Here is a 25,282-nt window from a genome sequence, read left to right as displayed (position 1 = left end):
GCAGTCAGAAATAGTTTTAGTGAATATTAAGTTAATAAAAATGAAAATTTTACATATTAGTACCCATGATATTAGTGGTGGTGCAGCTAGGGCTGCATATCGTTTACACACAGGTTTACAGAATATAGGACTACAGTCACAAATGTTAGTACAGGAAAAATCTAGTAATGATAAAACAATAATTGCACCTAAAATTAGACTGTTTCAAGGCATCGCTAAAGCAAAGCTGACAGTTGAAAGTTTGCCATTAAAGCTTTATCGTCAAAAGAAAAATACCCCATTTTTTACTCAATGGTTGCCAGATAGAGTTATTCCTAAAGTTGCTCAGATTAATCCAGATATAATCAATCTGCATTGGATTAGCGGAGGTTTTATGCAAATAGAAACCTTTGCTAAACTGAAGCGCCCTTTAGTTTGGACTCTCCATGATATGTGGGGGTTTACTGGAGGATGTCACGTTACTGGAGAATGCGATCGCTACAAAATATCCTGCGGGGCTTGTCCTCAACTTAATAGTGGTAATGAATGGGATTTATCCCGCTGGGTATGGCAGCGCAAAGCAAAAGCTTGGAAAAATTTAAATTTAACTCTAGTTTCACCAAGTTCTTGGCTAGCAGAGTGCGCTCGTTCTAGCTCTTTATTCCAAAATTTGCGAATTGAGATAATTCCCCACGGATTAGATACTCAAAAATATCGACCGATTAATCAACATTTTGCCCGCGAAACACTCAATCTACCTCAAAATAAAAAGCTGATACTATTTGGAGCTATAGAAGCAACAAGCGATAGAAATAAAGGATTTCATTTATTGCAACCAGCTTTACAAGAATTGAGTAAATCTGGCTGGAAAGATGACTTGGAAGTTGTGATTTTTGGAGCATCTCAACCCGAAAATCCACCTAATTTAGGCTTCAAAACCCACTATTTGGGACATTTACATGATGCTATATCTTTAGCAACTGTTTACTCAGCTGCTGATGTAATGCTTGTACCATCTCTTCAAGAATCTTTTGGACAGACAGCTTCAGAATCATTCGCTTGTGGTACTCCAGTTGTGGCGTTTAATTCTACTGGCTTAAAAGATATTGTCGATCATCAGCAGAACGGCTATTTGGCTAAACCTTATGAAGTTGAGGATTTTGCCAAAGGAATTATCTGGGTTCTTGAAAATGAACAGAGATTGCAAAAACTGTCATTTTATGCACGTGAGAAAGCCGAGCAAAAATTTACCCTGGAACTTCAAGCACGTCGTTATTCAGCCTTGTTTCAGGAAATATTGATGATAGCAAAGAAATCTTCATTGAGTAATTAACTTATTAAATCAATACTTCATACTATGTCAATACCTATAGCTTTTATAATTTGTACAGAACCTGGTCGTTTAGAAGGTCAATCTTTGATGCTTGCAGAAAGTATTCGTAAGTTCTGCGGCGAATTGAAAAATACACCTATATATAGTTTCCATCCTAGAGTAGGTGAACCGATTTTAAAGCAAACCCAACAAGCCTTTGAAGCATTGCAGGTGACTCATCAACAAATCCCGATAAATCGAGAATTCCATGAATATTATTTAGCTAATAAGCCCCTAGTTTGTGCCTATGCAGAAGAAAATATCGATGCAGAAATATTGGTTTTTTTAGACAGTGACAAATGCTTTTTTTCTGAACCGAAAGAATTTTTATTGCCCGTAGATTGTAATGTGCGAATGCGTCCTGAGTATGGCCAAGGAATTGGTTCTACAGGTTTGCAAGATCCTCAAGAATGGTATTGGCAAAAACTATATGAAGTACTAGGAGTAAAGCGTGAGGTATTTGTTGACACGCCCATTGGTAATAAAAGAATCAGAGCCTACTGGAATTCTGGTTTGATTGCTGTAAGAAAAAGTGCCGGTATATTTAGAACTTGGAAAGAGAATTTTGAAAAAGTAATGCGCTTGGATATTACTCCTCCCCAGGGTATTTATTTTGTTGAGCAGTCTGTTTTGTCTGTAACTTTATGTGCCTTGGAAGAAAACGTTGAACATCTTCCCCCTAATTATAGTTATCCATTACCTTTACATAACCGTTTATCAAACAAACTACAAATTAAACATTGGGATGATATTGTATCCATTCATTATTTCAACTTATTTTTTTATAACGATTGGCATGGACAAATAAAAAGATTGAAAAAGTTGAATGTCAATTCTAAGAAATATCAATGGTTATCTGAAGAGGTTGTCAGACTTAATATGCCTCGTGTATCAGTTTGGCATAGATATTTGTTGGGAGTCAGAAGAATGGAACAAAAACTAAAAAGCTTTAACTTAGATATTAATTTCAGTGGATGGATAGAAAACAGAGTTAAATTTTAAACTGACATCACTATATATGAATATATGAAAGTTAAAATTTTGATAATTAAGATTGAATAAAATCCATCCAAAACGTCTCTAAATTTATTATTTAGATTGACTGCTTTTGTACATATTATTATGAGGAAAATGAGATGAAGAAAGCGAATATAGCTGTAATTATGACATGTTATAACAGACGGAATACAACTCTTGCCTGTCTAAACGCTTTATATCAGCAAAAAAATTGTTGTGATGTTTATTTAACCGATGATGGAAGTTCTGATGGGACTACAGAGGCTGTTAAAGCAGAATATCCAGAAGTACAAATTCTTCAAGGTAATGGCAATTTATTTTGGGTGGGAGGAATGCGTCTAGCTTTCAGTGAGGCAATAAAATATCAATATGATTATTATCTGTGGTTGAATGATGACACATTTTTGGAAGCCAATGCTGTGAGTAAACTATTACAGGTTCATCAAAATTTGACAGAACTTGGTTATCGAGACTCAATTGTAGTTGGTTCAACTAAAGACTCAATTACAGGAAAAGCAACCTATGGAGGAGCGGTAAAATCTAAAAAGTGGTATTCTAATAAATTTGAATTTTTAGAACCAAGCTCCGTTATCCAACAATGTGATGCTATGTATGGTAACTGCGTGCTAATTCCTAAAAGTGTTGCCGCGAAAGTTGGTAATATTGATACAGCTTTTGTTCATAGTTTAGGAGATTTAGATTATGCCCTGAGAGCGCGTAAATTGGGTTGTAAAATATGGGTAGCTCCTGGGTATATTGGTACTTGCACTAAAAACTCTATCCGCAATAGTTGGGCAGATACCAATTTAAATCTCTTAGAACGCTTGAAAAAAGTACTACAAATCAAAGCCTTTCCATTGAAATCATGGACTATATTTTGTAGCAGACACTCTGGGCCATTCTGGATATTGTACTGGTTCTTACCCTATATTAGAGCAATTATTGGTTACAAAGATTTAGCAACTTCTCCGACATTTTCTGAGGATATTAATCAAAGTAACTCAGAAGTTTAATAGTTGCACGATAGTTATTGATGCATAGTATTTAGATAAATTGTAACTATCTTAATAATTTGACAAATGTAATTTCAAATTATAAAATAATCAACAATTATTTTATGGGTAAACGTTTACTGATTGTCTCAACACTCGATTCTAGTCAGCCATTTGGTGCATTTACTAGACCTTTTTATCTAGGACAATATCTTACTAAACATTTTGATGTTTTTCAACTAGGTTTAGATTGCTCATCTGTTAATTATGCACCTTCTCTTTCTATTGGCTCAAGAAGCTTGAAGTCATATATTCAATCCATAGAAAAGTGCATCGACGAGTTTTGTCCAGACATTGTGTATGCTCAAGAAACACTACCTGGATTGGCTGCTTTAATTTCACTAAAGCTTAGAAAACACAGTAGCTCCTCTCTTGTCTTAGATTTTCATACATTTTCGCCTTATGAATACTGGATGCGCTTGTTTTCAGTTGCCAATCCTTTCAAAGAGTTTGCACAATGTATTAAGACATATATTGCTCAGGGAATTTTAATATTTTCTGGTAGTCCAATTATTGCAGCAGGTGAATCAATTCCTAAACTAATTTCCCAATGGTATGGAAAAACTCCACAACAAATTTATTCTATCGGGAACGGAGTTACTGAAGACTTACTCAATACTGAAGTTTTTCCAGATAAAGACCCCTATCAGGCATTCAGACCAGCTAAAATAGTCGTTATCATTGCTCCCAAGACATTTCAATTTCCAACTAATGATATGTCTGTATCAATGGCTATTGAAGTTGCTAAATCCCTTGAAAATTATCAAGAACAAGTACATTTTGTTGTCATTGGTAGGGATAGTAGTGATATTTCAGAAGCAATACCCTCTAACATTTCTTTTTTAGGGTTTTTACCTAAAAGGGAAGATTTTATCGTCCATCTTAAATATGCAGATATTGCTTTATTGCCATTTTCAAAACAAGCAGTAGCAGGTGGCGCTCGCAATAAAGCACTAGATTATTTCGCTAGTAGAAAATTAGTTGTATCAACGCCAGAAGGTTTGCGAGGTTTAGAAGAATTTCGCCACTTGGAACATCTGTTGGTAACAGGATACTCTAGCGAAGAAGTTGCTAACACAATACTGGATGCTGTTTCCAATATTGATAAATATCAATCACTTGTAGATACAGCATATAGTTTAATTACCGAAAAGTATTCGTGGAATGCAAAAGCACAAAATATCGCAGACATCCTCATAAGAATAAGTGCTTTTTAGTTATATTTAGATAATAATTTTAACTAAAAAACTTAGGTGTTTCAATATTTAAGTACTTTTGTATTGAAATATTGATGATTGATTTTACAATACTCACCTTGACTTTGAGATAACATCTCATATTTATCAAAATAAAAATAAGATATGAAAAAGCGATTTTCTTATAAAATTATTGGTGCTCAAGTAGATGCACTGTCTATCCTTGACTTAAATTCATTGATTGAAGAATCTATTGATCGGGATGAAAAATGGATTATTGCTAATCACAACTTACATAGTCTTTATCTCTTCCATAACGATCTAAAAATGCAAGCTTTTTATTCAAAAGCAGAATATACCCATATTGATAGTATGCCTTTGGTGTTTATTGGAAAGCTGTTGGGTTTTCCAATTAAACGCGAACAAAGAGTAACCTATGCTGACTGGGTATGTCCTCTGATGGCAGAAGCTGCTACTAAAGGCTGGCGTGTATTCTATTTAGGTTCAAAGCCAGGAGTTGCTGAAAAAGCAGCAAATATTTTATGCCAAAAATTTCCTGGTTTACAGATTGCTTGCGCTCATGGCTATATTGATATAAATAAAGATAGTCAAGAAAATCTCGCCACTGTAGCTGCAATTAATGCTTACAAACCTCATATATTAATGGTGGGAATGGGTATGCCACGCCAAGAGTATTGGATTTACGAAAATCTTGAACATCTTCATACCAATACTATTTTGAATAGTGGAGCTTGTATGGACTATATAGCAGGAGCAATACCTACTCCTCCTCGCTGGATGGGAAAGGTGGGATTAGAATGGTTGTATCGCTTGTTGTCTGAACCGAAAAGACTTTGGAGACGTTACTTACTAGAGCCTTGGTTTGTTGGCACATTATTTTTACGAGAAATTTGGAGTATCTCAAGTAAACGAAAAAAAAATAACCTTCTGGTATTGATAAGTACGAAATTTCAAAAGTTTGTAGCTTGATCGAGTTTCTCAGACTCTTACCAGTAGGTCGCTCAATTCGTCACGAATTTATGAAATATTGTACTAAGATTTAATGATTGATTAGTCAGGAAGTCTTATTCAACTTTCATATTCGTGAATAACTAAAAATATTTGCATTTATTTTGCTTAGATTAATACTTAAAAATACAATACTATAGTAGTTCCCGGCATAGTGAGGTACATTTTCAAAGCTACTAAGCTTGGTAAACAAGATTTGGGTGTACCTCAGTTGCTGAGGAAATACTACATTTATGCCTTAGTGGAGTATTAAGTTGATTCCTGAAAAGCCTGGGCTATAGCATTGCGAGCTGGTTTAGATTGCAGGTTCTCATCGAAGGGAAGCGGACGCAGAAATTTCCAGAGACTTGGATTGTTTCTAAAGGTTTTTCTTGGCATCCACTGAGGGTGACGTATCCAGGTATGACGGTCGGTAAGTCCCCATGTAATCACAGTATCGACTTGATTCTCAAAGCATAGGTCAAGATATCGCTTGTAACTATCGGCTACCATTTGGTCTAGGCTTTTGATACTATCGGGTAGCGGGGTATCAATGATAATATCTAATTCTGTAATTATTGGTTTCACTTCAAGATCGTTAAGCCGTTTTAAGACCGAATTAAGTCCTTTCTCGTCAAAAGGATATGCAGTAGAAAACCATAGATGTGATTGGAGACCTGCCCCGTCAATTTTAACGCCACTATTCTTCAGATATTCGACCATTTTCAAGAAACGATCTGATTTCCATGTAGCGCCTTCGATGCCGAAATCGTTTAGGTAAAATTTCTTGCTGTTATCTACTGTTGCGGCAATTAAAAATAAGTCTCGAATTAATTCTGGTTTTACCCCTTTACGCAAACCGATTGTTGCATTATCAGTTTCATTTTCACTATCAGCGATAATTTCATTGGCAATGTCCCAAGACTTTAAAACAGGACTATTGCGATAATGCCCCATGACTCCGTTAACATGGCGTTCGATCATCTTAAGTGTAGGCGGGTATGTTGCCCAGTTTGGTCTTCCCATGTGCCAGAAAAGAGTATGCCCGTGCATATCTATATTATGCTTTTGGCAAAAATCAGCGATCGCATCTGCTGATTCAAAAGTAAATTGTCCTGGCTGTGGTTCAGTAGCGTCCCATTTTAATTCACCATTCGGTGTCACAATGGAACATTCACGAGCTATTAGGTTAGCGTAATCTTTCTCTGTTTGCAAAAATTCATTAGAAATTGCTGCACCATAACGCTTTCCTTTGGCGGCAGCTAATTGCCGAAGGGGAGAATTTAAATTTTTACTTGTATAATCTGCTGCAATAGAATTCGTGTTTTGGTCTTGTTTTTGGTTATCCTTTTGTAAAAACCCCATAGTTAATAAGGCAGAAAGGGTTGTGTATCCTGCTCTCCTTAAAAAATTTCTTCGATAAGTCATAAATTACACTTAATAAAAAATCCATTGATTATTATTTTACCGTATAAAAATACACTGATTCTTATTTGACCATTCTACCTCCAGAATTTACGGAGTTTTTCCAAATCAAATCATAGTTTCATACTTAAGTGGCAAAGATGAAAATTGAGAAATATTACATCTAGGGCAAAACTAGATTAAACTATATCGACGCCAAAGCGATCGCTATTTTGGAAACTGTCGGTTTAGGATATCGTATAAATTATTACCCAAAAAACCTATCTGGAGGGCAAAAACAACAAGTTGCGATCGCTCGTGCTTTAGTTAGCCATCAATGAAGATTACCTGTTGAATGAAAAAGGGGCGAGCGCAATTGCTAATAAGTTTGCTATTTGCCCGCAGAACTATCAACAGCGGGTTGAGCGAGCGTTTGCACTTTTAGCTGCCGATGCAAAATCAATAACTGAGGCGATCGCGATTCTTGAGGCGATTGAAGATGATTTAAGTCAATGGTATGGAAATCGGCGATTAGCAATGTAATATTCCCGTCCCTGTACCCCACAAAAAAGAAGAAATTATCTAAAAGTCTTTTCAAACAAAGACTTTTGTCATTGAGTACATTATTAATACATATTAATAGATGCAGTATTGCAGATGAGATATTAATAGATGCAGTATTGATTGAAAGTTAATTTAAAAGCCTAAAGGTATTAACAAACTATCCTTTAAACACGGAGTAAATCCTACCGTGAAATCTTTAATGCAGATAATACACTTACTTTCTAGTACTGGCTATTTCTGATTCTTATATTCGCGTGTTCTGATAATGCAGCTTAGAGGCGGGGACAAAAATCATATTATGAACAAAACCTTTGCAACCATCGACGGGAATGAGGCTGTTGCCCGTGTTGCTTACAAATTAAATGAAGTGATTGCCATTTATCCCATCACCCCCTCTTCAGCAATGGGTGAATGGGCAGATGCTTGGTCAGCAGAAGGTCGTCCCAACCTCTGGGGTACTATTCCTAGCGTCGTGCAGATGCAGAGCGAAGGGGGAGCGGCTGGTGCTGTACATGGAGCATTGCAAACAGGTTCTCTGAGTACCACTTTCACGGCATCTCAGGGATTATTGTTGATGATACCCAATTTCTACAAAATTGCTGGTGAGTTGACTAGCGCCGTGGTTCACGTTGCTGCCCGTTCCCTGGCTACCCACGCTTTATCAATTTTTGGCGACCATAGCGACGTAATGGCAGCTCGTGCGACTGGCTTTGCTCTGCTGTGTTCGGCTTCGGTGCAGGAAAGTCAAGATTTTGCTCTTATTGCTCATGCTGCTACTTTAGAGACGCGAGTCTCCTTTATGCATTTCTTTGATGGCTTCCGCACATCACATGAAGTGCAGAAAGTCAAACTGCTTTCAGATGATGATTTGCGATCGCTCATCCACGATAACCTCATACTCGCCCACCGCAGCCGCGCTCTCACCCCAGATCGTCCCGTATTGCGCGGGACTGCCCAAAACCCCGATGTCTACTTCCAAGGACGTGAAGGTGCTAACCCTTATTACAACGCCTGTCCAGAAATTGTCCAACGCATCATGGATGAATTTGGAGAACGCACGGGAAGGCATTATAAAATCTATGAATATTACGGTGCTAACGATGCCTCGCGCGTTATCGTTCTTATGGGTTCAGGCTGCGAAACCGTCCATGAAACAGTAGATTACCTTAACGCCCGTGGTGAAAAACTTGGTGTAGTGAAAGTGCGACTTTACCGCCCCTTTGATGTTCAAAGGTTTGTTGCAGTATTACCAACTAGTGTACAAGCGATCGCAGTTCTCGACCGCACCAAAGAAGCAGGTAGCGCTGGCGAACCTTTGTATTTAGATGTAGTGGCTGCTATTCATGAAGCGTGGAAAGAAAAGGCAGGGGGAGAAAATACTTTCTCATACCCTAAAATTATTGGTGGTCGTTATGGTCTTTCATCTAAGGAATTTACTCCGGCGATGGTGAAGGGCATCTTTGATAATCTTGCCCAAGCTAAACCAAAAAATCACTTTACGATTGGGATTAATGACGACGTTAGTCATACTTCTTTGAGCTATGACCCTAATTTCTCTACAGAATCGGATAATGTTGTTCGGGCAATGTTCTATGGGTTAGGTGCTGATGGTACTGTTGGCGCTAACAAAAACTCTATCAAGATTATTGGTGAAGAAACTGACAATTACGCCCAAGGCTACTTTGTCTTTGACTCCAAGAAATCTGGCTCAATGACCGTCTCTCACCTCCGCTTCGGTAAAAAGCCAATTCGCTCTACTTATCTAATTGACCAAGCTAACTTTATTGGTTGTCATCACTGGGGATTCTTAGAACGCATAGATATTTTAAAGTCTGCTATTCCTGGAGCAACTTTGCTGCTTAACAGTCCTCATGATGCAGATACCGTTTGGGAATATCTGCCGTTGAAGGTACAGCAGCAAATTATCGACAAGCATTTGAAGTTATATGTCATTAATGCTAGTCAGGTTGCCCGTGAAAGTGGTATGGGTGGCAGAATTAACACCATTATGCAAGTATGCTTCTTTGCCTTAGCGGGTGTCTTGCCGCAAGAAGAAGCGATCGCTAAAATCAAACAAGCGATTGACAAGACTTACGGTAAAAAAGGCGTAGAAGTTGTCCGTATGAACCTGCAAGCTGTAGATAATACCTTAGACAACTTGCATAAAGTAGACATACCACAGACAATCAATAATCTAAAATCTAAAATCCAAAATCCAAAATTGCTCGATTCTGCTCCCGAATTTGTGCGAGAAGTTCTGGGTAAAATCATGGTGTGGGAAGGTGATGACTTACCTGTTAGCAGACTACCATTTGATGGCATCTTTCCCGTAGGTACTGCCAAGTGGGAAAAACGTAACGTTGCCGAAGAGATACCTGTATGGGAACCGGATGTCTGCGTTCAATGCGGTAAGTGCGTCATGGTTTGTCCCCATAGTGCCATCCGTGCCAAAGCTTATCAAGCGGATGAGTTAATTAAAGCACCAGCAAGCTTCAAGTCAATTAGTGCAAAAGATAAAGACTTTGCCAATCAAAAATTTACCATTCAAGTTGCCCCAGAAGACTGCACGGGATGCACGATTTGTGTGCATATTTGCCCTGCTAAAGATAAATCTGAGCCATCGCTCAAAGCGATTAACATGGCAAAGCAGTTGCCTTTACAAGAGCAAGAGCGGAAAAACTGGGATTTCTTCTTGAGTTTACCTAATCCTGACAGGCGATCGCTAAAATTAAACCAGATTCGCCAACAACAACTGCAAGAACCTTTATTTGAATTCTCTGGTGCTTGTGCAGGTTGTGGTGAAACACCTTACTTAAAATTATTAACACAATTGTTTGGCGATCGCGCCGTCATCGCCAATGCCACAGGTTGTTCCTCAATATATGGTGGGAATCTTCCTACAACTCCTTGGACAACCAACGCCCAAGGACGCGGCCCCGCATGGTCTAATAATTTATTTGAAGATAACGCCGAATTTGGTTTCGGCTTTCGCCTCTCCCTCGACAAACAAGCTGAGTTTGCGGCAGAATTGTTGCAAGAATTGGGGAGTGAAATAGATGAAAACCTTGTCTACTCCATCCTGAAAGCTGAACAAAAATCTGAAGCTGACATTTGGGAACAGCGCGAACGGATAGAACTGTTGCAGCAAAGGTTAGATGAAATTGTAACTCTCGATTCTAATCGTTCGACTGAGCGTAGCCGAAGTCTCAAATCCAAAATCCAAAATCTCAAATCCCTTGCAAATTACTTGGTGAGAAAAAGCGTCTGGATTGTTGGCGGTGACGGTTGGGCTTATGATATCGATTTTGGCGGTATCGATCATGTAATTGCTAGTGGTCGGAATGTCAATATCTTGGTAATGGATACAGAAGTGTATTCTAATACAGGCGGTCAATCTTCTAAAGCGACGCCAAAAGCCGCAGTTGCAAAATATGCCGCCAGTGGTAAGCCAGCACCAAAGAAAGACTTAGGGATGATTGCCATGACCTACGGAAATGTTTACGTAGCGAGTGTAGCCCTTGGTGCTAGAGATGAACATACCCTGAAAGCATTTTTAGAAGCAGAAGCTTATGATGGCCCATCAATAATTATTGCTTACAGCCATTGCATTGCCCACGGCATCAACATGACCACAGGGATGAATCATCAGAAAACTCTGGTAGAATCAGGTCGTTGGTTGCTGTATCGGCATAATCCAGAGTTGCTTAACCAGGGTAAAAATCCATTGCAATTGGATATGCGATCGCCTACGCAATCAGTAGAACATTCGATGTATCAAGAAAATCGTTTCAAAATGCTCACTAAGAGTAAACCTGACGTTGCCAAACATTTGTTAAAACAAGCCCAAGCTGAAGTAGATGCACGTTGGCAGATGTATCAATATTTGGCAAAACGCGAGATTTTCTGAACATTAGCTCTGATTTTAGTTATAAAAATTGCGACTTTACTAACTCAAGTCGCAATTTTCGTTATAAAAACCCATTTTTTTTGTTACAAACATCATTTTCGTTACAAAAAACCATTTTGGTTACTAAATTCATTATTTTTGTTACAAACATTATAATTTTTGTGAGAAAAAAATCATTTTGGTTAGTAAAATTGTTATTTTCGCTACAAACATTAGAATTTTCGTTACAAAATTATCTTTTTGGTTAGTAAAATCGTTATTTTCATTACTAACGCTGTAATTGTAAGTTGTATTAAACCCAAACTTTAGTCAACAAAGGTGCAAATGTTGGGTTCATTTCTGAACACAATCTGTAAAAAGCAGTGCGATATCTACGACGGACTGTGACGCTCGAACGCAAAAGCCTGTTACAGACAAGACTCACTAACGCTTCTCTACAAGACGCAGCGTGTAGCTTGCTTTTCCGTAGAGGTACGCTATCGGTGACGCAAAAACTTTATATAGCACTTCCTAAAATTTACTCTAACTTTATCAGAATGATACCCAGCTTCTTACTAGAGAGAGAAATTATGGCAAATTCAGTTTTCAACTTATCTGACCTCAACGGCACTAACGGCTTTGCCGTCAACGGCATCAATGCAAATGATCGTTCAGGCTATTCTGTCAGTAATGCAGGAGACATCAACGGCGACGGCATCGACGACCTGATTATCGGAGCATTTTATAGCTACCCCAACAGCATCCTAGTAGGGCAGAGCTACGTGGTGTTTGGCAGCAAGAGAGGTTTCGATGCCCAATTAAACCTTTCCACCCTCAACGGCACTAATGGCTTTGTCATCAATGGCATCTATCCAGGTGACAAATTAGGCATTTCTGTCAGCAGTGCGGGAGATATTAACGGCGACGGCATTGACGACCTGATTATTGGGGCATTCTTGGCTACCCCCAACGGTGACGCCTCAGGGCAGAGTTACGTGGTGTTTGGCAACAAGGGAGGTTTTAGTGCCCAATTAAACCTTTCCACTCTCAACGGTGCTAACGGCTTTGCTATCAACGGCATCACTCAAAATGACGGTTCAGGCAAGTCTGTCAGCAGTGCTGGAGACATCAACGGCGACGGCATCGATGACCTGATTATTGGGGCATCTGGTGCCGCCCCCAACGGTGACGCCTCAGGGCAGAGCTACGTGGTGTTTGGCAGCAAGGGAGGTTTTAATGCTCAACTTAACCTCTCTACGCTCAACGGCACTAATGGCTTTATCATCAATGGCATCAATGCAGGTGACTTCTCAGGCAACTCTGTCAGCAGTGCGGGAGATATTAACGGCGACGGTCTTGATGACCTGATTATTGGGGCATTTGGTGGCGACCCCAACGGTGATACCTCAGGGCAGAGCTACGTGGTGTTTGGCAGCAAGGGGGGTTTTAGTGCCCAATTAAACCTTTCCACCCTCAACGGCACTAATGGCTTTGTCATCAATGGCATCAATGCATACGACGAATTAGGTGTCTCTGTCAGCAATGCGGGAGATATTAACGGCGACGGTCTTGTTGACCTGATTATTGGGGCACCTGGTGTTGACCCCAACGGCATTTTTTCAGGGCAGAGCTACGTGGTTTTTGGTAGCAAGGGCAATTTTGGTGCCAGCTTTGACCTTTCTACCCTCAACGGCACTAACGGCTTTGCCATCAATGGCATGAATGCATACGACGAATTAGGTTTCTCTGTCAGTAGTGCAGGAGACATCAACGGGGACGGCATCGACGACCTGATTATCGGGGCACTAAATGCCGACCCCAACGGCAATCAGGACTCAGGGCAGAGCTACGTAGTGTTTGGCAGCAAGGAAGGTTTTAATGCTCAACTTAACCTCTCTACGCTCAACGGCACTAAGGGCTTTACCATCAATGGCATCAATGCGGGTGACACTTCAGGCAGCTCTGTCAGTAATGCAGGAGACATCAACGGCGACGGCATCGACGACTTGATTATTGGGGCATCTGGTGGCGACCCCAACGGGGACAGGGAGAACTCAGGGCAAAGCTACGTGCTATTTGGTAGGAAAAATATCGGTAGCATCATTAACCTCATGGGAACCAAGAGTGCAGATACTTTCAAAGGCACACCCAGCAACGATATCATCGACGGCAAAGCTGGTAACGATACCCTCACTGGTAACGGTGGTCAAGATATATTTGTATTCCATCCTGGTGATGGCAATGACATTATTACAGATTTTGGTGGCGTAGGTAAAGGTTTAAATCCACTTCAGGCTGTGATTAGTAAAGTTGACACGTTGCAATTTACAGGGAGTGGATTGACTGCTCAAAATCTGCAATTAACTCAAAACGGCAACAATCTAGAAGTGACTTTTGAAAATGTGGCTAATACCAAAGTCACTTTGCAAGACTTCAAATTAGAAAACCTGGATAATTTACCTGCATTGGGTTGCAGATTAGCACTTGGTAATATCCTGTTTGATAACCAAACCAGCATTACTGACAGTTTTGATGTCTTGGATGCCAACTCAAATCCTAGCAGCATCTTCAATAAAAATACAGTTACATTCCTCAATGACTTGAATAATAACATCGCTGGTTTTGATAACTCCAATGATGTGATTAATGGTCAGGGGGGTAATGACAAGATTGATGGTAAGAGCGGCAATGACTATCTACGTGGAGGAGCAGGTAATGATACCCTCATTGGTGGTGCGGGTAATGATATTCTCGTTGGCGGTGCGGGTGCTGACAGATTCCTTTACAATACTAGTGCTGCTTTTAACGGCTCTGCCATTGGTGTAGATACCATTAGTGACTTCAAACACTCTCATGGTGACAAGATTGTACTGGATAAGACTACCTTTAGTGCGATCGCTTCTACTCTCGGAACAGGTTTTAGTAACGCCAATGATTTTAAAATTACAACTTCCGCCGGGACTAGCACCGCAAAAATTGTATATGACGCTGTGAGTGGGCAATTGTTCTACAACCAAAATGGCAGCGCAGCAGGTTTTGGCAGTGGTGGTTTATTTGCAACTCTAACTGGTGCGCCAACTCTCACGGCATCTGATTTTGTGTTGCAAGCGTAGTTTACCCAAAATACCGAATTCCAAGTTTGGAACAGCAAACTTCGAGTTCCAATTTGTACTACTGTAACAACCTGTGTTTATTGTTTAAATTTTTACTTGTAGAAACAAAAAGACAAACTCATGGCAAATTCAGTTTTCAACCTCTCTGACATCAACGGTATTAACGGTTTTGCCATCAACGGCATCAATCCAGGTGACAACTCAGGCAAGTCCGTCAGTAATGCGGGAGATATCAACGGCGACGGCATTGACGACCTGATTATTGGCGCACTCAATGCCAACCCCAACGGCATCGGTTCAGGGCAGAGCTACGTAGTGTTTGGCAGCAAGTCCGGTTTTGATGCCCAACTTAACCTCTCCACCCTCAACGGTACTAATGGCTTTGCCATCAACGGCATCAATAAATATGACCGTTCAGGCTTCTCAGTCAGTAATGCGGGAGATATAAACGGCGACGGCATCGACGATCTGATTATCGGCGCACCCTTTGCCAATCCCAACGGTGAAGACTCAGGGCAGAGCTACGTGGTGTTTGGCAGCAAGGGGGGTTTTGATGCCCAACTTAACCTCTCCACCCTCAACGGTACTAATGGCTTTGCGATTAACGGCATCAATGGAATTAACAAATCAGATTTCTTCAGTATAGGTGACTTGTCAGGTTACTCTGTCAGCAGTGCAGGAGACATCAATGGCGACGGCATCGACGATCTGATTATCGGCGCAAGGGCTGCCATAGAGCAGTTAGGGCAGAGCTATGTAGTTTTTGGGAGCAAGGAGAATTTTAATGCCAGTTTTGACCTCTCCACCCTTAACGGCACTAATGGCTTTGTGATTAACAGCTTCAGTTTGGGTGGTAACTTAGGTCGGTCTGTCAGCAGTGCAGGAGACATCAACGGTGACGGCATCGACGACGTGATTATCGGGGCACCCTTTGCCTCCCCTTACTTCGGGGAATCAGGAGAAAGCTATGTGGTCTTTGGCAGCAAGGGGGGTTTTGATGCCCAATTTGACGTATCCACACTCAATGGCACTAATGGCTTTGCCATCAATACCGGCACTGAGGGAGATAACTACTTTGGCTATTCAGTCAGCAGTGCAGGAGACATTAACGGCGATGGTCTTGACGACCTGATTATCGGGACACTTGTTACCACCCATACTTACGTGGTGTTTGGCAGCAAGGGTAGTTTTGATGCCCAACTTAACCTCTCCACCCTCAACGGCACTAACGGCTTTGTAATCAACGGTGTTAATAAAGATGACCGTTCAGGCTTCTCAGTCAGTAGTGCGGGAGATGTCAACGGCGATGGCATTGACGACCTGATTATCGGCGCACCCTTTGCCAACCCCTCAAACAACTACTCTTACCATTCTGGGCAGAGCTACGTAGTGTTTGGCAGCAAGTCCGGTTTTAATGCCCAACTCAACCTCTCTAACCTCAATGGTACTAATGGCTTTGTCATCAACAGCATCAATGCAGATGACTCTTTAGGCTACTCAGTTAGTAGTGCGGGAGATATCAACAGTGACGGTTTTGACGACCTGATTATCGGGGCAATAAGTGCGTCTCCCAACGGTACCAGTTCAGGACAGAGCTACGTGTTATTTGGCGGAAAAAATATTGGCACTAGCAGCACCGCTATCTTAACGGGAACCTCTGGTGCAGATACTCTTTTCGGCTCAATTGGCAACAACACCATCGACGGCAAAGCTGGTAACGATACCCTTACAGGCAACGGTGGTAAAGATACATTTGTATTTACCCCTGGTGATGGCAATGACATCATCACCGATTTTGGTGGCGTAAGTAAAGGCTTAAACCCATCAGCAACAGCGATCGCCAATGTTGATACACTGCAATTTACTGGTTCTGGCTTAACTGCCCGAAATTTACAATTAACTCAAAATTGCAAGAACTTAGAAGTAACTTTTGAAGGTGTCGCTAATACCAAAGTCATCCTCAAAAACTTTCAACTAGAAAACCTGGATAATTTACCCGCATTGGCTAAAAGAGCAGCTATTGGGAATATCTTGTTTGATGGACAGACCAGTATCGCTGACAGTTTCGATGTCTTCGATGCCAAGTCTACTCAAACTCATTTGTTTAACAAAAACACGGTGACATTCCTTAATGACTTAAACAATAAGATCGTGGGTTTTGACGACTCTAACGATGTGATTAATGGTCAGGGAGGTAATGACATTATTAATGGCTTGAGTGGCAATGACATACTCAGAGGCGGTACTGGCAATGATACCCTCATTGGAGGTGCGGGTAATGATATTCTCGTTGGCGGTGCTGGTGCTGACAGATTCCTTTACAATACTAGTGCTGCTTTTAACGGCTCTGCCATTGGTGTAGATACCATTAGTGACTTTAACAGATCCCAAGGTGACAAGATTTTACTGGATAAAACGACCTTTGGCGCGATCGCTTCTACTCCCGGAACAGGTTTTAGTAACAAGAGTGATTTTCAAATAACATCTTCCGCCGGAACTAGCACAGCGAAAATTGTCTATGACGCTGTGAGTGGGCAGTTGTTTTACAACCAAAATGGCAGCGCGGCTGGTTTTGGCAGTGGCGGTTTATTTGCAACTCTAACTGGTGCGCCGACTCTTACAGCATCTGATTTTGTCTTGCAAGCGTAGTTTGCCCAAAACACGGTGTACCTACTTGAAACATGAAACTTCAAGCTTGGAACACCGAACTGAATCCTTTACAGAACAATCTCTAGGCTATTTAGATAGACGAGTCATTTCAAACAATTGCTGGGCATTACTTCCTAGAAAAGCATCAAAAAGCTGCTGCTTTCCAGATTCCACTTCTACTAGATAGCGCTGGGCAATTTCATAATAGGCGTAAGTCCAAGGAATCTGAATTTTTGCACCACTGTTATCATCTAATACCGTCACCATTTCCGTTACTGCTTGAGTTGCAGTTTGCCGCAAACCACAAGCAACATTTCCCTCTATCTCTGCTTTCATTGGTACACCCAAGTTAGCCAAAGCATTAGCAGTAGTATCAATGTCTGGATATTCTGGGGTATTCTGTCCATTAACGTAACCTGTAAAGTGGTTGACAGCATATCCGTGCAGTAAAACCCAAGCTCCATACTGAGTAACCCGATTCACCTCTTCGACAACAGAACGCTGCGGAGGTTGCCAAGGACGGGTAAAAACTTGCTGGAGTTGTTTGGCGCTGGTTTCAAAGTCTGCGTCTTTTTGTAGAAGAGTAAGGGGGGAGATGAGTTTGTTGGGGATTGAAGATACTGTTTTAAAGATGAGTTGGGCAATATTAGCAGGCAATTCATCGACAATCAACTCGCTGATAAACAGCTTGGGTAAATTAAATTCCTCTTGCTGTGGATGACGATAATGACGGGCGTACAAATGAGTTTGAGCAAAGGTATACTCTCCAGCCGCCACATAACCTAAAGCTTCTGCAAGTTGTCCGAGGTAGTCAATTCCTAAGTTAAGTTTACCTTGTGGAGTATCTACTAATAAACGCAAAGACCGAAAGGCGATGTGGTCGTTGGCGACAGTCCCACCCGCAGTAGTAATCATTTGCTGGTAGGTACGAGCATGATTGACCCTGGCGCTATATTCTTGCCAAAGTAATTTCCATAAATCAAGGGCTATTTTATTTGTCATTTGTCACTTGTCATTTGTTATTTGTTACACCAATTCAATTAATGATTGCAACATATCCTTGGGTAAAGACGCGATTCATCGCGTCTCTACAAATAATCTATTTGTCATTTCCCCATTTATCCTGTGTTCTCCTACTCCTCATCTCCCTGATATTTTAAGAACTTAAAATCTCACTGATAATCTGAAGGGCTATCTGAATTTGGTCGCTGTCGATAACTAGAGGGGGACAGAAACGAATTGCTGCTTTACCGCAACCTAGCAATAATAAACCGCGTAAGAAAGATTCTTGGATAATGCGATCGCGCAATTTATGATCGAGATTACCCTGTTCATCCAATAAATCTACCGCTACCATTAAACCTTTACCTCGTGGCGGCGATACTCTGGGAAATCTTTGATGCAACTGGGTAAGACTAGCTTGTAAGAATTCTCCCATCTGGGTAGCGTTGGTCATCAAACCACTTTCTAGCAATCGCAGTGTGGCAATACCAGCAGCACAAGCTACGGGATTACCGCCAAATGTAGTAGCGTGAGAACCAGGAGGCCAAGTCATTAACTCTGGTCTAGCAAGTATCGCTCCTAATGGCAGACCACTGGCGATACCTTTAGCAGTAGTAATGATATCAGGCATTACATTCCAATGCTCGATCGCAAATAAGCGACCAGTCCGCCCCATTCCTGCTTGTACTTCATCCACTACCATCAGAATACCGTGGCGATCGCATATCTCTCGAATCTGCTGTAAGAAACCATCTTCGGGTACGATATATCCACCTTCTCCTTGAATCGGTTCGACGACGATCGCCGCTACTTCTTGCGGTGGTAAAATCGTGGTAAATAGCTGTTGTTCTAAGTAATCTAAGCTAGCGTGAGTGCCATAAGGAATATGAGTTACCCCAGGAACTAAAGGCCCAAAGTTAGCTCGCTGCACTGCTTTGGAACCAGTCAGAGACATCGCTCCATAAGTGCGTCCGTGAAATGCCCCTAAGAAGGCTACGATTAGCGATCGCTTGGTGTAATATCGAGCTAGTTTGATTGCTCCTTCGTTCGATTCTGCCCCGGAATTGGTGAAAAATATCTTTGCAGGAAACCCAGTATCACTCTGTGGGTGGGGAAAGGGAGCGCGAATTGCTAATTGTTCCGCTAGTTCCACCATCGGCTGATAATAGAAATCTGTGCCTGACATATGCAGCAGCTGCGCCGACTGTTCTTGAATTGCCTTGACGACTTCTGGGTGAGCGTGTCCAGTGGCGGTGACAGCAATACCTGCGGTCATATCCAGAAATACATTGCCATCAACATCTTCTACCATACAGCCCTGACCGCGAGATATAACTAACGGATAATCGCGGGTGTAAGAAGGAGAAGTTACGGCGCGATCGCGTTGTACAATTGCTTGAGCGCGAGGCCCAGGTAAGGAAGTTATTAAATGGGGTATACGAGGTAAATTTAAGTTAATAGGTATACTTAACATTATTTTTTCAATTTTTTAAAGATTACTGATGATTAAACGCTAAAGCTCGATTGGTTACAGTAGCATTTGATGCCATTGATGTAGAAATTACGCATTTACCGAAAAAGCTTCCTAGTAGTTCGCCAAGTTCACTTGGCGGGGGAAAGGGGAAAGGGGAAAGGGGAAAGGTTTTAAATCCCTTACCCTTTACCCAGCCCTCACCCAGCATTTTTGGGTTGGTGGACTACTAGTAAAGACTTTCGTATTTGGTAAGACTTTGCCCGTTTTTATAACACAACTTTTGCGATCGCGTCATATTATATTTTTTGAAGCATAACAGCTTCACTATTAGATGTCAGAGTACAAACTACAGAACATTTGTTGAGAGAAGCTGTATTACATCCACAGGAAAATTGCTATATGCAAAAATTAATACAAGTCTCTGAGATAATCAACCAATGACTTGGGCATCTGGACAAAAGTTACACCGCGATCGGTATGAAATTAAGCAACAGTTAGGACAGGGGAACTTCGCTATTACTTATCTTGCTGAGGATCGGGATCGCAAGGAAGTTGTGATTAAAACATTGGATTCCAATTTGCTGAATCAATTAAGTAACGAAGACCGCGATCGCTTAAAATCAGGTTTTGCTGATGAATCCCGCAAACTAGCAATATGCATACATCCGAATATTGTCCAAGTCATTGATACCTTCGAGTCAGGTGATTTAAAATGCATGGTCATGGAGTATATTCAAGGAGATAATTTAGCTAAGATTGTCCAACCGCGAGGATTTCTCCCTGAAAAAGAGGCTTTAGATTACATCCAACAAATTGGAAAAGCACTCATAGTAGTGCATGAACAAGGATTTTTGCATCGAGATGTGAAACCAGAAAATATCATTTTGCGGGCAGGTACGCATCAGGTTGTTTTGATAAACTTCGACTTAGCACGAAGATTCGTTGATAACCCAGTGTCAAGTCGCGGTAACTTGGTTGATAAATTTACACCAATTGAACTGTATTCCAACTCTCTTAGACAACAGGCGCGACGTAAACCTTGGACTGATATTTATTCTCTTGCGGCAACTTTATATTTTTTATTAACAGGAAAACTGCCAGAAAGTGCTATTGAGCGTCAAGATAACAATAAGCGTTTAATTCCACCTAACGAATTGAACGATAAGATTAGCGATCGCGTCAATCAAGCGATTCTCCACGCAATGGAACTACAACCCGACAACCGTCCCGAAACAGTAGAACACTGGTTAAAAGAATTGGGTTGGAGAAGGAGATTTGCTTTTCCTAGTTTGAGAAATAAACGTTTACAGCTACTGCTAGCAGCAATCCTCGCAGCTGGCGCACTTGCAACTAAGATAGAACCTTTGATTTCAGTACTTAATAATGGTGTTCAATTGATTGATAGATTTTTCTCAAGTCCATCAACACCGACCAATCCCTCAACACAACAAACGCCATCATCCCCCACTCAACCACAAAATAGGTAATAACGGCCAGCTACACCTATGCAATAGCTAGATCGGCAGCCGCATTAGTTGCTTTTGCGACTCCAAAAGTTAGTTTTCAAGTCACATTAGTTGCTTTTGCGACTCCAAAAGTTGGTTTTCAAGTCGCATTAGTTGCTTTTGCGACTCCAAAAGTTAGTTTTCAAGTCGCATTAGTTGCTTTTGTGACTCCAAAAGTTAGTTTTCAAGTCACACTAGTAGCTTTTGCGACTCCAAAAGTTAGTTCAGCAGTAGCCAGAAGACCTCAACCTTCCTCTCTGCGCCGGTCACTGAGCGTAGTCGTTGGCGCAGCCTCTCGTAGAGAAGTGCTGCGCCTCTGCGTGAGCTTATTCAGCAACACCAACCACGAGAACTCAGAAAAAGCGTGTCACAATCAACATTAGCCATTAATAAATCTGGGCGTATGTTCTGGCAAGACGGACAGCTAATATACAACGGCAAATACAAAATAGAAAAATACTTGGGTGGTGGTGGTTTTGCACTTACCTACCAAGCAATGCATACCAAGCTAAACCGCCGAGTCGTCATCAAAACCCCCAACATCAACGTTCAACGAGATCCAGACTATCCCAAATATATTGAACGCTTCAAAAAAGAAGCACAGATGCTAGCAATGTGTTGCCCAGACCCACATCCGCATATTGTGCAAGTATTCGACTTTTTTGAAGAAGATGGTCGCTACTGCTTAGAAATGCAATATATAGCAGGTGAGAGTTTATGGGAATACGTGCAACGCCAAGGGAAATTACCCGAAACTGAAGCTGTAAAATACATCCGTCAAATGGGTTTAGCTTTGGTAGAGGTACATAAAAAAGGAGTTTTTCATCTTGATGTCACTCCTCCCAATATTATGCTCAACTTTGATCTAAATGTTCCTAACTCAGGCAAAGCAGTATTAATTGACTTTGGTATTGCCGGCGATATGTCCCCACCGAGTACCCTGTCTAGGTCTTTTGGTAACAAGGTATTTGCACCGTATGAGTTAACACGCAAAGGGATTCGTCATCCAACTGTTGATATCTACTGTTTAGCTGGATCTTTGTACTATGCCATCACTGGAGAACGCCCCACCAATTCATTTGACCGTAAGTATGAACAAGAGGAATTAGTACCACCAAAGCAACTTGTCCCTAGTCTTAGTGATGCTGTAAATGAAGCGATTCTGCAAGGCATGGCATTAGAGGCAAAAGATCGACCCCAGACAATGGAAGAGTGGTTGAATTTACTCTCCTCCTTGCAACAGGGGAAGTATTTTGTAGAAATTAAGAGTATAGAAGTAGAAGTATTGATATTAGCTTCAGATGTGGTGGTAAATTACCAAAACCTAGAGAATTTACTCAAAGCGGGTCAATGGAAAGCAGCAGACGAAGAAACTACCAGAGTCATGCTGAAAGCAGCCAAAAAAGAACAGCAAGGCTGGCTTGATTATGAATCAATTGAAAATTTTCCCTGCACAGACTTACGCACAATTGACCAATTGTGGGTAAAATACAGCAATGGTCATTTTGGCTTTAGCGTACAAAAACGCATTTGGCTAGAATGCGGTGGCAAAGTAGATTATGAAGCGGAGTGTCTTTTGGGCGATCGCTTAGGATGGCGCAATAAAATTCGCTGGCTAGAGATAAACGAATACAACTATTCGCGAGACTCAGCGCAGGGGCATCTCCCCACGCATGGGCGAGATATGAGGATTCGGGAAAAAGGGGGCAATTTTCTTTCCCTTTGGTGCTTTCTTCTCTCGCGTCCAGACTTGTAAATTGTAATCTATAAAGGGTTTCGAGATTTGTAAAACTTTGTGAACAAGATATATTCCACGAAGCCTTGCGGGTTCTAGCTTTTCTTTATCTGGCACTGTTTAAATAGGCAAGGCATTAAGGCGCATACTTCGCAAACACAAAAACCGCAATCTATATTAGATAATATATAAATCAATACCCAGTTTTTCAACCTTGTAAACACAGGGCCAATAATGACTATTAAGGAACAAATTAATCAAGAATTAGAAAAATTACCTGAACCCTTATTGCAGGAAATTTTAGACTTTGTGCAATCTTTGCAAGCCAAACATCAAACAAACAGCATATCTTTAGATAGCCAACCTGCTCAAACACTTACAACAGAGCACACCTTCACAGGTTCTACTGCTGAAGATTTATTAGAATTTGTGGGCAGTTGGGAAGGTTCAGATATTAGAGAATGCCTGCAACTAGTTCATGACAGTCGGATACCTCTAGAATTGTAATTATGTATCTATTGGATACTAATCACTGTTCTTTCTTGATGGAAGGTGTGCCTAGCGTTGTAAATCACTTGCGATCGCTTGGTCAGGTACAATTAGCAACTAGTGTTATTGTTGCTGGTGAGTTGCACTTTATGGCGCAAAATTCACATCAAAAAGCTGCTAATTTAATAAAAATCAATGCATTTATTAAACGAATTAACCTATACGGAATCGACAAAGAAACAACAGAAATATACGGTGATTTTAAATCAAAAATTATCAAACAATTTGGCCCGAAAGAAAAAAATAAACGTAAAACAACTAAATTGAATACCATAGGCATTAGTGAAAATGACCTCTGGATAGCTGCTACAGTTTTACGTCATTCATTGACTCTTGTTTCATCTGATAGCGACTTTGAGCGAATGCGACAAGTCAGAGAAATTTCTTGGGAAAGTTGGGTGTAAATTAACCAAGGTAAAAAAACAGCTAATTTACACCCACTCAATTAAAAACTTTTCCACGCATCTAACAAATATTTCCACACCCATTCCCAACGCCGTACTTGTAGAAAATATTCCCCATACTTCGACTGCGCTCAGTACAAGTTTCCCATTCCCCATTCCCCTATTCCCTCTATGGGAATAACCAACTTCCCCTGTTGCTATAGAACTGAAAGCGTCCAAAGCCAAGAAATTGACCGTGAGATTTTTCACCCACAGGGAATGCTGTAACACCCATTAGGTAGACACCAGAAAAGCTGGGATTACTCACAGGACGGAGGGCGATTGTAATTGTCTGTCCTGGAGTTACAGGTGGATCGAAGATTACAGAAACAGTGCGTATCTTGCTCTCGTTTATGACTGAACCTAGATGCAGTTGCGTTTCTTTGCGATCGCGTGTGCCGACAAATGCATAGGTATCATCAAGATTGTAGCGGATGTTTTCTGAGCCTTCTTTTTGGGCGATCGATACCTTCTGAAGCGATTCTCCAGCATTTTCTGGCAGATTGATAGTGAAATAGTAAGTTGCGCCCCAAACATTCACCTCTTTGTAAGTAGTTGTCGCCTTAACAAGTGTCGGCGGTTGGACAAAATAGACCAAGCCATCTCTAAGCTGCACAGCTTGAGTCACCGGAAGCGTAACTTCTCCAATACCTATTGCTAACGAGAGTGTTATTCCAAATAAAGTTGTGAGGCGCATGATTCAGATATAAAAAACGCACTTATTCTAATTCTAGTTCTTTGGGAATCAGTGACTTAGGAACGATCGAAGCTTGTTTTTCCTCAAACGAAGATTTTGTATACCACCAAGCCCAAGCAATTAAAACAGCTTGCAAGGGAAGCCTAACTACGTGTACCCAAGGTGAGTTTGGTATATGTTCAATCTTAATCAGATTAGCTGCCATATAAATATTCGCTGGGTAAACAGCAATAAAAAGAGCAATAAGTCCCCAAGCAGCAGCTTGACTTACAGGCGGAACTAATAACCCGATGCCACCCAAAATTTCATAAAAGCCACTGAGATAAACTAATCCTAAAGGGTAAGGTAGTTGTGGCGGCACAATTTTGACATATTCTTGTGGAACAAGAAAGTGTGTTATCCCAACCACAATGATGGATATAGCAAGGATGACACGTAATGTTTCTTTATGCTTATTCATGGTTTTTGCCTCTATATATACTTGCCCCTATTACTTCAGTTTGACTGATGGATGTTAATCTGCATTGAGTCAATAGGAGTAAAAATCAACAAAATTTTCCCAAGTATTTACAAGAAAGGCAGAGGGCAGAGGGCAGAAGGCAGAAGTTCAGGAGTATCAATTAAAACTAAAGTTGCA

18 protein-coding genes and 1 pseudogene are annotated in these 25,282 nt (G+C 41.0%); 14 read left to right on the top strand and 5 right to left on the bottom strand.

Translation table 11 applies throughout. The annotated features are described in order from the left end of the window. Positions 1 to 40 precede the first annotated feature (40 nt). From NSTC731_RS16810 to NSTC731_RS16790, 5 genes are all read left to right on the top strand, one after another. On the top strand, positions 41 to 1,312 hold the full coding sequence (locus tag NSTC731_RS16810; RefSeq protein WP_445631783.1) for a glycosyltransferase family 4 protein: 1,272 nt from the start codon (positions 41 to 43) through the stop codon (positions 1,310 to 1,312). 24 nt (positions 1,313 to 1,336) lie between these two features. After that, a complete protein-coding gene (locus tag NSTC731_RS16805; RefSeq protein WP_445631782.1) occupies positions 1,337 to 2,353 on the top strand; it encodes a hypothetical protein in 1,017 nt (338 codons plus the stop codon). 134 nt (positions 2,354 to 2,487) lie between these two features. After that, positions 2,488 to 3,381 (top strand): glycosyltransferase family 2 protein, encoded by an 894-nt coding sequence (locus NSTC731_RS16800; protein WP_445631781.1) that lies wholly within the window; start codon positions 2,488 to 2,490, stop codon positions 3,379 to 3,381. A gap of 104 nt (positions 3,382 to 3,485) precedes the next feature. After that, on the top strand, positions 3,486 to 4,637 hold the full coding sequence (locus NSTC731_RS16795) for a glycosyltransferase family 4 protein (protein WP_445631780.1): 1,152 nt from the start codon (positions 3,486 to 3,488) through the stop codon (positions 4,635 to 4,637). A 144-nt stretch (positions 4,638 to 4,781) separates the two neighbouring features. Further along, a complete protein-coding gene (locus tag NSTC731_RS16790; protein WP_445631779.1) occupies positions 4,782 to 5,606 on the top strand; it encodes a WecB/TagA/CpsF family glycosyltransferase in 825 nt (274 codons plus the stop codon). A gap of 288 nt (positions 5,607 to 5,894) precedes the next feature. Here NSTC731_RS16790 and NSTC731_RS16785 read toward each other — a convergent pair whose 3' ends face one another. Further along, a complete protein-coding gene (locus tag NSTC731_RS16785) occupies positions 5,895 to 7,052 on the bottom strand; it encodes an endo-1,4-beta-xylanase (RefSeq protein ID WP_445631778.1) in 1,158 nt (385 codons plus the stop codon). Between the two features lie 185 nt (positions 7,053 to 7,237). Between NSTC731_RS16785 and NSTC731_RS16780 the strand changes: the two are divergent. The 5 genes and pseudogenes from NSTC731_RS16780 to NSTC731_RS16760 form a co-directional block, all read left to right on the top strand. Further along, positions 7,238 to 7,363, top strand: a pseudogene (locus NSTC731_RS16780) (ATP-binding cassette domain-containing protein); the annotation flags it as partial. Between the two features lie 16 nt (positions 7,364 to 7,379). Beyond that, on the top strand, positions 7,380 to 7,571 hold the full coding sequence (locus NSTC731_RS16775) for a hypothetical protein (protein ID WP_445631777.1): 192 nt from the start codon (positions 7,380 to 7,382) through the stop codon (positions 7,569 to 7,571). Positions 7,572 to 7,890: 319 nt separating this feature from the next. After that, entirely contained in the window at positions 7,891 to 11,499 is a 3,609-nt protein-coding gene (gene nifJ / locus NSTC731_RS16770; RefSeq protein WP_445631776.1) for a pyruvate:ferredoxin (flavodoxin) oxidoreductase, read from the top strand. Positions 11,500 to 12,068: 569 nt separating this feature from the next. Continuing rightward, positions 12,069 to 14,591 (top strand): beta strand repeat-containing protein, encoded by a 2,523-nt coding sequence (locus NSTC731_RS16765; protein ID WP_445631775.1) that lies wholly within the window; start codon positions 12,069 to 12,071, stop codon positions 14,589 to 14,591. Between the two features lie 120 nt (positions 14,592 to 14,711). After that, positions 14,712 to 17,240 carry a beta strand repeat-containing protein gene (locus NSTC731_RS16760; protein WP_445631774.1) on the top strand — a complete coding sequence of 843 codons (2,529 nt, stop codon included), beginning with the start codon at positions 14,712 to 14,714 and terminating at the stop codon, positions 17,238 to 17,240. Positions 17,241 to 17,327: 87 nt separating this feature from the next. Here NSTC731_RS16760 and NSTC731_RS16755 read toward each other — a convergent pair whose 3' ends face one another. Together NSTC731_RS16755 and NSTC731_RS16750 are read right to left on the bottom strand one after the other, a co-directional pair. Further along, positions 17,328 to 18,242: a DUF1338 domain-containing protein gene (locus NSTC731_RS16755; RefSeq protein WP_445631773.1), complete on the bottom strand. Its 915-nt coding sequence runs from the start codon at positions 18,240 to 18,242 to the stop codon at positions 17,328 to 17,330. A gap of 154 nt (positions 18,243 to 18,396) precedes the next feature. After that, positions 18,397 to 19,716, bottom strand: coding sequence for an acetyl ornithine aminotransferase family protein (locus tag NSTC731_RS16750; protein WP_445631772.1), 1,320 nt, complete (start codon positions 19,714 to 19,716; stop codon positions 18,397 to 18,399). Positions 19,717 to 20,153: 437 nt separating this feature from the next. Here NSTC731_RS16750 and NSTC731_RS16745 point away from each other — a divergent pair, with 437 nt between their 5' ends. From NSTC731_RS16745 to NSTC731_RS16730, 4 genes are all read left to right on the top strand, one after another. Beyond that, a complete protein-coding gene (locus NSTC731_RS16745; RefSeq protein WP_445631771.1) occupies positions 20,154 to 21,203 on the top strand; it encodes a serine/threonine protein kinase in 1,050 nt (349 codons plus the stop codon). A 382-nt stretch (positions 21,204 to 21,585) separates the two neighbouring features. Then, the gene (locus tag NSTC731_RS16740) at positions 21,586 to 22,977 is read left to right on the top strand and encodes a GUN4 domain-containing protein (RefSeq protein WP_445631770.1); all 1,392 of its coding nucleotides are present in this window, start codon (positions 21,586 to 21,588) and stop codon (positions 22,975 to 22,977) included. A 213-nt stretch (positions 22,978 to 23,190) separates the two neighbouring features. After that, positions 23,191 to 23,463 (top strand): DUF2281 domain-containing protein, encoded by a 273-nt coding sequence (locus NSTC731_RS16735; protein WP_445631769.1) that lies wholly within the window; start codon positions 23,191 to 23,193, stop codon positions 23,461 to 23,463. A 2-nt stretch (positions 23,464 to 23,465) separates the two neighbouring features. Further along, complete coding sequence (locus tag NSTC731_RS16730) at positions 23,466 to 23,909, top strand: type II toxin-antitoxin system VapC family toxin (protein ID WP_445631768.1); 444 nt, start codon at positions 23,466 to 23,468, stop codon at positions 23,907 to 23,909. Positions 23,910 to 24,078: 169 nt separating this feature from the next. Here the strand turns inward: NSTC731_RS16730 and NSTC731_RS16725 are convergent, their stop codons facing one another. Next, positions 24,079 to 24,645: a DUF2808 domain-containing protein gene (locus NSTC731_RS16725; RefSeq protein WP_445631767.1), complete on the bottom strand. Its 567-nt coding sequence runs from the start codon at positions 24,643 to 24,645 to the stop codon at positions 24,079 to 24,081. 22 nt (positions 24,646 to 24,667) lie between these two features. After that, the gene (locus tag NSTC731_RS16720) at positions 24,668 to 25,105 is read right to left on the bottom strand and encodes a DoxX family protein (protein ID WP_445631766.1); all 438 of its coding nucleotides are present in this window, start codon (positions 25,103 to 25,105) and stop codon (positions 24,668 to 24,670) included. Between the last annotated feature and the right edge of the window lie 177 nt (positions 25,106 to 25,282).

Source organism: Nostoc sp. DSM 114167 (assembly GCF_052692655.1).
The sequence above is the reverse complement of the archived record's forward strand: the minus strand, read 5'-3'. Positions and strand labels throughout refer to the sequence as shown.